Consider the following 9,744-nt stretch of genomic DNA (forward strand, 5'->3'; position numbering starts at 1 on the left):
AGTTGTTAGTTGTTAGTTGTTAGTTGTTAGTTGTTAGTTGTTAGTTGTTAGTTGTTAGTTGTTTAGCTATAGCCCCATGAGCTATCTAATTTTTCTTCGGCATCATTTGTCGGCACCTCAAAAAGAGTGACTCTATTACGACCATTGTTTTTAGAGGCATAAGCGGCAAAGTCGGCATCAGCCAGTAATTTTTCTAAATCAAAGCCTGAACGTTTTACATCGGTTACGCCAAAGCTGGCGGTAATTGAAAATTCACAGCCTGACTCCTCGGTAATTATCTCTTCAATTGCCGCGCGGCATGCTTCAGCGCGCAACATAGCAGCATCGATACTACAACTCGGTAATACCAAACAAAACTCTTCACCACCTAAACGAGCAAAAATATCATTTTTACGACCAATGTCTTTACAAACTTTAATGGTTTCTTTTAACGCCCAGTCACCACAAGCATGACCATAACAATCGTTAACTTTTTTGAAGTGATCTAAATCGAACATGATCAAACTCAATTCTTGTTGAGCATTTTTACAATACTTTAATGCGCTATTGGTTACCTGAGTAAAATGACCACGATTAAAAATACCCGTTAACGCATCATATTCCGCCAGCTCTTTTACCCGCTTATGAGTACGCCACAGACGTAGGCCAAACAGGGTTAACGATACAATAATAAAAGTTAATAAAACCAAGACTAAATGTCTATTGGTGACTTTTGTGGCAACTAAAGCTTGTTCAGCAGCAAGTACATTATTTTTCTCATTCAATAAATCAATTTTATTCTGTTGCACCAGGTTCTTATTTTTAGCTAACTGGAAAGCTAAGTGCTTTGTCTTGATGTCATCTGAATACAGTCTTTCTAATTCAGTATATTGTTCGTGATATTCCAGCGCTAAGGTTGGAATATTTTCTATTTTGGCTATTTGATAGAGCGATTTGTATGCTTTAGCCGCTTGATTAATATTACTGTTATTTTTATTGGTTAACAGGGCTTCTTCTGCATAATGTTTACTGTTGCTAATATCATTAGCTTGCCAATAAGCTTGCGCCAAAATATTGTTCATTCCAGTAATTAATTCAGGGTAATGAGTGCTGTTTATCGTTTCTATATAAGGTAATAGGCTTTCGAACGCACCATTTAGATTTCGTTCAGCTAAGTAAGCTCTTGCTTGATAAATGCGAATAATGCTAATGACCATATTATAATTAGCCTGCTCACAGCTATTGAGTGCGGAATATATCGCTGGATCGCTACTGCTCAGTTTATTTAAATGAAAATTTGCCTCAATGGCTAATTGTTTTGCAAGGCAGTCCGCTTTTGGTGGGAGAGCTAGCGCTGACAACTCTCTGATATAATACATGGATAGTTCATATTGCTTCATTTTTTTATAAAAAGTGATTATTGCAATTAAATGTGCTTGATAATGATGTTTATCTTTTATTGATGCCGCTGATTTAATATTAGCGGCAACAAGCGACAGCCCTTCAAACCACATGTTTTTCCTAGCATAGACATGAATCAAGGTATAACTAGCACGAAACTTAATTAGCTTATCAGCATCAGATGCTAGGATATTTTTAAATTGCTTTACTGCGTTATCAAATTGGCCATTGTAGGCATGTTCATAGCCTAGTAAAAAATTAAATAAGTGTTGTTGCTCCTTAGTAAAATCATGCTTTATAGCCAGGTTTTGCATTAATTGCTGGAATTTTAATGGTTGAAAACGTCTTATTTCATCAGCAAACTTAAGTGTCGCTGAAATATTGTTTAGGCTTGTAAGCGCAGGGGGGAGAGATTCTACTAAAGGTTTAGAGTTTTCTTGTTGGCCATTAGCTAAATTGCAGCAAGAGATTAGCCATAAAAATAGTACTCCTTTAATGTGAAGTCGCTTATATTTTTTACTTTCAACAAAATTTGAATTCACAGCAGCACTATTCCTTTAGTTGGCTAATTTTTCACTTTAACTTTATTAGCTATTAATTGCGTAGGCTAAAGTCTTTTCAGTGGTTTCATCTTTGTTTTCTTCTTGGCCTTCCTGCTCTTCATCTTCTGCAGGGAAAATAACTGAACACATAGATATAGGGAAGTCAGCAATAGTATCAGCTAGACGCTCACTATCCTGCGCTAATATGGCTTTTTTTTGCTCATTTGAAATATCTGCGTTTGCTAATAGTGCCGTTATTTCTTTATTACTTACTAAGCTTGGGTTACTAGCCATAGTCGCTAATACGTTTATTACCTTACTCATACTACTTACTCCATTTTATTATTTTGAAACGCGTTTAAGATGCGGGTTAACAAAGTTAACTATTTTCAACCTCTCCTTAGTTGCTAAATTAACAGGTTTAAGGGGAAGAGGGCAATGGCTAACCTTGATATTATCATCTTGTTTTTACTAACAATGATTAATCGGCAACAAACGTAATTACTTTAACTGCAAAGGCATAAATATGATTAATCCATTTTTCTATTGCTGTTGGGCAAACATAATTATGCCAGTGTTATCAGCTGAACGATCAAACACCAGGTAATAATTATTTAACAACGATAAACCAATAATATTCAGACTTTCGCGATACTTTGTGGGTGTTCAGGTTCATGACAATGTCCATGATATTGATACTGGTATAAATCACCAGGCCATTTCGGCCACTTACACAGTAATTAACTTCTTCAATTGCACTGCTAGCCGTTAACTTTTTATCAAGGTTTGCTTGGTAGGCTGAATTTTTACCCCTTGGTACTGATACTTATATCGAGTAGTCGATTTACTGGCTATTTTTCACTGCTAAGGTGCAAGGTAGCACCGTAATGGCCTCCGCCAAATACATTAGTCATCGGCCTTGTTAAAAGTGTAGTCATGGTCTCTGGCATTATATTTAGAATTATTATTGGCTTAGCTATTCGTTTAGTCGAGTGGTGTTATTTTACGCTGCCACACTTGCAGGCGTGATTCGAACTAAGTTTGCGCCATATTTGGCTTTGTCTTTTTTTGTGGTATTTGTCAACAAATTTGTTAGTAAACTGTACAATTTGCGCTCACATTAATGCTTTAATAAATGTCAATATCAAAAAGGTGAAAAAAAGCAAATATTGTTTAAATTCTATGCTTTTCAATTGAAAAAAAGACGTGTAAACTTAGCGCCCTTTTGTAAGGTAGCTCAAAAAAACAGCAGTATGAAAATAGGCACATATCAACTTAATTCTCAGGTAATACTTGCTCCTATGGCAGGAATAACCGATCAACCTTTTAGACAATTATGTTGTCAATTGGGTGCGGGTTTAGCGGTTTCTGAAATGCTTTCGTCAAATCCGAAAGTGTGGCATACCGAAAAGTCTAAATTAAGAATGTTGCATAGTGATGCCGCAGGAATCCGCAGTGTACAAATTGCCGGAAGTTGTCCTGATGAATTAGCTTTTGCCGCCAAGGTAAATGCTGATAACGGTGCACAAATTATTGATATCAATATGGGCTGCCCAGCAAAAAAGGTAAATAAGAAATTAGCGGGTTCTGCTTTGTTAAGAGATCCAGCTCAGGTTGAGCGTATTGTTCAGGCTGTAGTAAAAGCTGTAGATATTCCGGTTACGCTAAAAATTCGCACAGGATGGTGTGAAGAGTCTCGTAATGGTATTGAAATAGCTAGAATTGCTGAAGACAGCGGTATTGTTTCACTCGCAGTGCATGGCCGTACCCGTAATGACTTTTATAAAGGCAATGCGGAATACGACACCATTAAAGCAATAAAAGCGGCTATTTCAATTCCGGTAGTGGCAAATGGTGATATTACTTCACCTGAAAAGGCGCTACTGGTTTTAAACCATACGGGTGCCGATGCCATAATGATTGGTCGTGGTGCACAGGGTCGTCCGTGGATTTTTCGAGAAATTAATCATTTCTTGGCAACGGGCAATAAAATGTTAGCACCTGCATTGGACGAAGTACGTTCAATAGTATTGGCTCACGTTATGGAGTTACATCAGTTTTACGGTGATTTCAAAGGTGTGATGATCGCCAGAAAACACGTCTCTTGGTATATACATAATCTGGTTGAGACCTCCGATGGTTTCAGCACAGCGTTTAATACTGACCAAGGCAAAGCGTTTAGAGCTATTTTTAATGCTTTAGCGTCTACCGATGAACAATTGGCGACGTTAGGCAAATTTTTTGATGATTTTGTTACTGCTCCTTCTAGGGAGCAGTACAAGTTGTCGTAGTTTTATTTTTATTTTATTAACAAAAGAAAGAGTTATATCATATGTTCGAACAAAATATTTCGTCTCCATTTATCACTGGCGATATTCAAACACAAACTAAAACGTCTCCATTACGTAGCCAAGCTAAAATCGCAATTAGCAACTACTTATCACAATTAAATGGTAACGATGTTGATGATATGTATGACCTTGTATTGAGCGAAATTGAAGCGCCAATGTTAGAAGAAGTTATGATGTACACTCGCGGTAACCAAACACGCGCTGCTAACTTACTAGGCATCAACCGCGGTACGTTACGTAAGAAACTTAAAAAATACGGTATGAACTAATATCGAATTTTAATGAAAAGCACCCTCGGGTGCTTTTTGTATTTATACCACTCCGAATAAAGGAGTAATCACTTAGAATGACATGGGCGACATTAGAACAAGCAAAATGAATATAGGTATAGTTATTCTATATTTAATTCATTATGTGAAGTTATCAAGTTGTCCCATGCATTCCCAAGGGCGAGTTTTAAAGGCTTATATACTGCGTTATTGATTTTGCTAAGGACGCTGCATGGACGCAGCTTAATAGAGAATGCAGGAGCATATTCTCCTGAACAACCATTAGCCGCAATCAATATCTTGCCTAATAAGCCTTTAATTTCTCGCTAAGCGAGTACTCTCCTTATTCGGATTGGTATTAAGCACGCTAAATCATTTTAAATAACCATGTAACCTCGCAAGTTAGCGGCATGTCGGCACTAAGTTAGCAGTAAGTTACAACTAAAAGGTAAATAAACAGATGGATACTCCACGTCCAATTAAACGCGCACTATTAAGTGTTTCAGATAAATCAGGAATTGTTGAATTTGCTCGTCGCTTAAGTGAGAAAGGTGTTGATCTTCTTTCTACTGGTGGTACAGCAAAATTATTAGCTGAAAACGGCATTAAAGTAACTGAGGTGTCTGACTACACCGGTCACCCAGAAATTATGGATGGTCGTGTTAAAACATTACACCCTAAAGTACATGGCGGCATCTTAGCGCGTCGTGGTATTGATGAAGCGGTAATGGTAGAAAACAATATCAGTGCAATTGATATGGTTGTGGTTAACTTGTACCCATTTGCTAATGCAGTAAGTGATGAAAACTGTTCTTTAGAAAATGCTATCGAAAATATTGATATCGGTGGACCAACAATGGTTCGCGCTGCCGCGAAGAACCATAAAGACGTAACTATTGTTGTTAACGCACATGATTACGATCGTGTCTTAACTGAACTAGATAACAACAATGATTCACTAACTTATAAAACACGTTTTGACTTAGCGATTGCTGCTTACGAGCACACGGCAAGTTATGACGGTATGATCGCTAACTACTTTGGTAAAATGTTACCAGCGTATGGCGAAACTGAGTCAGAAGCCTCTTTTGACAATAAAGTTAAATTCCCACGTACTTTTAATAGCCAGTTTATTAAAACTCAAGATTTACGCTACGGTGAAAACTCGCATCAACAAGCGGCTTTTTACAAAGAAGCGAACCCAGAAGAAGCGTCAGTTTCTACTGCGACTCAATTACAGGGCAAAGCATTATCTTATAACAACATCGCTGATACTGATGCAGCGTTAGAGTGTGTTAAAGAATTTGACGAACCAGCTTGTGTAATCGTTAAACATGCTAACCCTTGTGGTGTTGCTATAGGCGATAATATTTTAGCAGCTTATGAAGGCGCATATAGAACTGACCCTACTTCAGCATTTGGTGGCATCATCGCGTTTAACCGCGAATTAGATGCAGATACTGCTGAAGCCATTGTTTCTCGTCAATTCGTTGAAGTAATTATCGCACCAAGCATTTCTGCTGCGGCAGCACAAATTGTTGCTGCTAAACCTAACCTACGTTTATTAGAATGTGGTCAGTGGGATAGCAAAACTACTGGTTTTGATTTTAAACGCGTTAATGGTGGCTTATTAGTACAAGATACTGACCACGGTAGCGTAACAGCTGACGACTTAAAAGTAGTGACTAAACGTCATCCTACAGAAGATGAGTTACGTGATTTACAATTCTGTTGGAAAGTAGCAAAATTTGTTAAATCTAACGCTATTGTTTACGTTAAAAATAGTGCAACTATTGGTGTCGGCGCAGGCCAAATGAGCCGCGTATACTCAGCGAAAGTTGCTGGTATTAAAGCTGCTGATGAAAACCTAGAAGTTAAAGGCTCTGTAATGGCATCAGATGCATTCTTCCCATTCCGTGACGGTTTAGATGCAGCGGCTGAAGCAGGTATTACTGCCGTAATTCAGCCAGGTGGTTCTATGCGTGATAACGAAGTTATTGCTGCAGCAGACGAACATAACATCGCTATGGTGTTTACAGGTATGCGCCACTTCCGCCATTAACAAATAACCTTGTCGCTAGAGCACACAAACTCTTCACGATAAGTACTCACGTATAGTCATACGCTCCGTGCTTATCGTTTGATTTTGAATCCTCTAGCTTAAAGGTTCTCCGTTAATCGGATTAAAAGTTCTTTAATGATTTTAAAGACAAGTGAGTACCCAGTACTTATTAAAGCAGTGTTGATTTATTTACTTACAATGAAAATTAGTATGGAATAAAATCAACACTGCTTGTTTGTTTCAAATCTGTTATAAATATTGCCGGTAATTAATAGCTTACCCGATAGCATAATAATATCGGTATAAAATACTAATAAATCTTACAAGGAAAATAGTTATGACAATTAAAACAAACGCACTTAAATCACTCGCTATTGCAGTAACATTAAGCTGTGGAGCATTAAGCTTATCAGCTACGGCCCATGACACTCATGCTCATGAAACTAATGCCAATAGCGCTTCAGCAAAAGCACTTGCAAACGCTGTTGCAGGCGATCATCGTACTGCTAAAAACAAAGCGCGTGATCAATATCGTCATCCTATTGAAACGTTAAACTTTTTTGGTTTTACCCCTAGCATGACTGTAGTAGAAATTACCCCAGGTGGCGGTTGGTATACAGAAATACTAGCACCAGCTTTAAAAGGTACGGGTAAACTATATGGTGCTCATTACCCTGATACGGGTGCAGATGATTACTATAGTAATTCACGTAAAAAATTAGTGAAAAAACTTGCTTCAGATGTAGTTTTTAGTGAAGTGGTTTTAACCGACTTCACTCCACGTCAAGAAAGTGAATTAGCACCACAAGGTACAGCTGATTTAGTGCTTACTTTCAGAAATCTTCATAACTGGAAAGACGCGGGTGTTGAGCAAGTATTTAAAGATGCTTTTAATGCACTTAAGCCAGGTGGTGTTTTAGGTGTAGTTGAACATAGATTACCAGCAGGTGGTGATGCTAAAATTGCTGTAGGATATGTTTCTGAAAGTAATACTATTAAACAAGCTAAAGCCGCTGGTTTTAGATTTGAAGCTTCGAGCGACATTAACGCTAATGCAAAAGATTTAGCACAATACAAAGTATGGACATTACCGCCTAGCTTAGCATTGAAAGATAAAGACAGAGCCAAATATTTAGCGATTGGCGAAAGCGATCGCATGACATTAAAATTTGTTAAACCAGCCAAATAAGTGTTGGTTTAGCGTTTAAGAATATATAGGAAGAACATATGAAAATCTTAGTTATAGGCGGCGGTGGTCGTGAACATGCACTAGCATGGAAAGCGGCTCAATCAAGTCAGGTTACTAAAGTGTTTGTTGCCCCAGGTAATGCTGGTACAGCAACCGAAGCAAAATTAGAAAATGTTGCTATCGATATTAGTGACAATGCTGCCTTAGTTGCTTTTGCTCAAAGTGAAGACGTTGCTTTAACTATTGTTGGTCCTGAACAACCACTTGTAGATGGTGTTGTTGATGCTTTCCAAGCCCAAGGCTTAGTTATTTTTGGTCCAAGCGCTAAAGCAGCACAGCTTGAAGGCTCAAAGTCATTTACTAAAGATTTTCTAGCACGTAATAACATCCCTTCGGGCAGCTATGAAAAATTCACTGAAGTTGAACCAGCACTTGCTTATGTTCGTCAGCAGGGCGCACCAATTGTTGTTAAAGCCGATGGCTTAGCAGCTGGAAAAGGCGTTATTGTTGCTCTTACACTTAAAGAAGCAGAAGACGCGATTACAGATATGTTAGCGGGTAATGCTTTTGGTGATGCCGGTCATCGCGTAGTGATTGAAGAGTTTCTTGAAGGTGAAGAAGCAAGTTTCATCGTAATGGTTGATGGTAAGAACGTGTTACCAATGGCAACAAGCCAAGATCATAAACGTGCCTTAAATGGTGACTTAGGTCCAAACACTGGCGGCATGGGAGCATATTCTCCAGCAGCAGTAGTAACTCCTGAAATTCATGACCGTATTATGGCCGAAGTTATTATGCCAACGGTTGAAGGTATGGCTAACGAAGATGCACCTTACAGTGGTTTCTTGTATGCGGGCTTAATGATAGCAAGCGACGGTACGCCGAACGTGATTGAGTATAACTGTCGTTTTGGTGATCCTGAAACGCAACCTATCATGATGCGCTTACAATCAGACTTAGTTGAGTTATGTTTAGCCGCTACCCGTGGTGAGTTAGATAAAGCAACTATCAACTTTGATAGTCGTGCAGCTGTAGGTGTTGTACTTGCTGCACAAAATTATCCAGCCAGTTATCCTAAAGGTGATGTTATTTCAGGTTTAGAGACTAATAACAATGTATCAGCCAAAACATTCCATGCAGGTACTAAGTTAAACGAGCAAGGTGAGGTTGTTACAAACGGCGGTCGTGTACTTTGTGCAACTGCATTAGGAAATACGGTAACTGAAGCTCAACACACTGCCTATGAACTATTGCACCAAATTAGCTGGAAGGGTGTAGAGTTTAGAACTGATATCGCTTATCGAGCTATTGCACGTGAACAAGAAAACGGCTAAGTATCATTTTGGTTAGGAAATAAGAAAAATCACCTCGGTGATCTCGCTATTAATTAACCTATGATCATCTTGTTAACTATAAAAAACCGGCCTTAGTGTCGGTTTTTTTGTTTTTGAGAAGAAAGTAAGCTTATTACCGAGCCATATCTGTACCTTTATTAGTAGTAAGTAGTAGGTTAACAACCTTATAAAAAATATGGGTTGTGAATTTAATGACTAGGGATCCTATGTGATCGTGCTTTATAGACCGATAAGAAAGCTATATGTACATTAAGTATCCGATCAATCATGAAAGTGAAAATAACCCTTGATCAAAAATTAACTCTCTCTATAATGCGCTCCAGTTCCAAGGGGTTCACGCAAATTGAATCATCAAAGGAGTGTTTTGATAAGTTATCTAATTACTTTTAAGGGTAATCAGCTAACTTAACGTTTACTTTTAAAGTTATTTAAAATAAACGTTGACATCAAAACTAGGTGGCGTATTATACGCCACCTACTTCGCAGCAACAGCAACGAAGCCAAGCAAATAACGAATGCGATTATTTGCTCCTTACCTTCTTCAAGGTGAGATTCTTTAACAATTAGTTATCATGCAATTTGTGTGAGCACTCACA

7 protein-coding genes are annotated in these 9,744 nt (G+C 38.2%); 5 read left to right on the forward strand and 2 right to left on the reverse strand.

Translation table 11 applies throughout. From position 1 onward, the window contains the following. Positions 1-62: 62 nt before the first annotated feature. Positions 63-1,922, reverse strand: a complete 1,860-nt coding sequence (locus HRT55_RS19295) for a GGDEF domain-containing protein (RefSeq protein WP_291623882.1) — start codon at positions 1,920-1,922, stop codon at positions 63-65. Positions 1,923-1,967: 45 nt separating this feature from the next. Beyond that, positions 1,968-2,246 carry a hypothetical protein gene (locus HRT55_RS19300; RefSeq protein WP_291623884.1) on the reverse strand — a complete coding sequence of 93 codons (279 nt, stop codon included), beginning with the start codon at positions 2,244-2,246 and terminating at the stop codon, positions 1,968-1,970. A gap of 929 nt (positions 2,247-3,175) precedes the next feature. Between HRT55_RS19300 and dusB the strand changes: the two genes are divergently transcribed. The 5 genes from dusB (at position 3,176) to purD (ending at position 9,127) form a co-directional block, all read left to right on the forward strand. After that, positions 3,176-4,213 carry a tRNA dihydrouridine synthase DusB gene (gene dusB, locus HRT55_RS19305; RefSeq protein WP_291623886.1) on the forward strand — a complete coding sequence of 346 codons (1,038 nt, stop codon included), beginning with the start codon at positions 3,176-3,178 and terminating at the stop codon, positions 4,211-4,213. A 41-nt stretch (positions 4,214-4,254) separates the two neighbouring features. After that, complete coding sequence (fis, locus tag HRT55_RS19310) at positions 4,255-4,542, forward strand: DNA-binding transcriptional regulator Fis (RefSeq protein WP_019029596.1); 288 nt, start codon at positions 4,255-4,257, stop codon at positions 4,540-4,542. 460 nt (positions 4,543-5,002) lie between these two features. Next, on the forward strand, positions 5,003-6,604 hold the full coding sequence (gene purH / locus HRT55_RS19315; RefSeq protein WP_291623889.1) for a bifunctional phosphoribosylaminoimidazolecarboxamide formyltransferase/IMP cyclohydrolase: 1,602 nt from the start codon (positions 5,003-5,005) through the stop codon (positions 6,602-6,604). 337 nt (positions 6,605-6,941) lie between these two features. Then, positions 6,942-7,793, forward strand: coding sequence for a methyltransferase (locus HRT55_RS19320; protein WP_291623891.1), 852 nt, complete (start codon positions 6,942-6,944; stop codon positions 7,791-7,793). Positions 7,794-7,831: 38 nt separating this feature from the next. Beyond that, positions 7,832-9,127, forward strand: coding sequence for a phosphoribosylamine--glycine ligase (gene purD, locus HRT55_RS19325; protein WP_291623893.1), 1,296 nt, complete (start codon positions 7,832-7,834; stop codon positions 9,125-9,127). Positions 9,128-9,744: the final 617 nt, after the last annotated feature.

Source organism: Colwellia sp., assembly GCF_013214175.1.
Lineage (GTDB): Bacteria > Pseudomonadota > Gammaproteobacteria > Enterobacterales > Alteromonadaceae > Colwellia.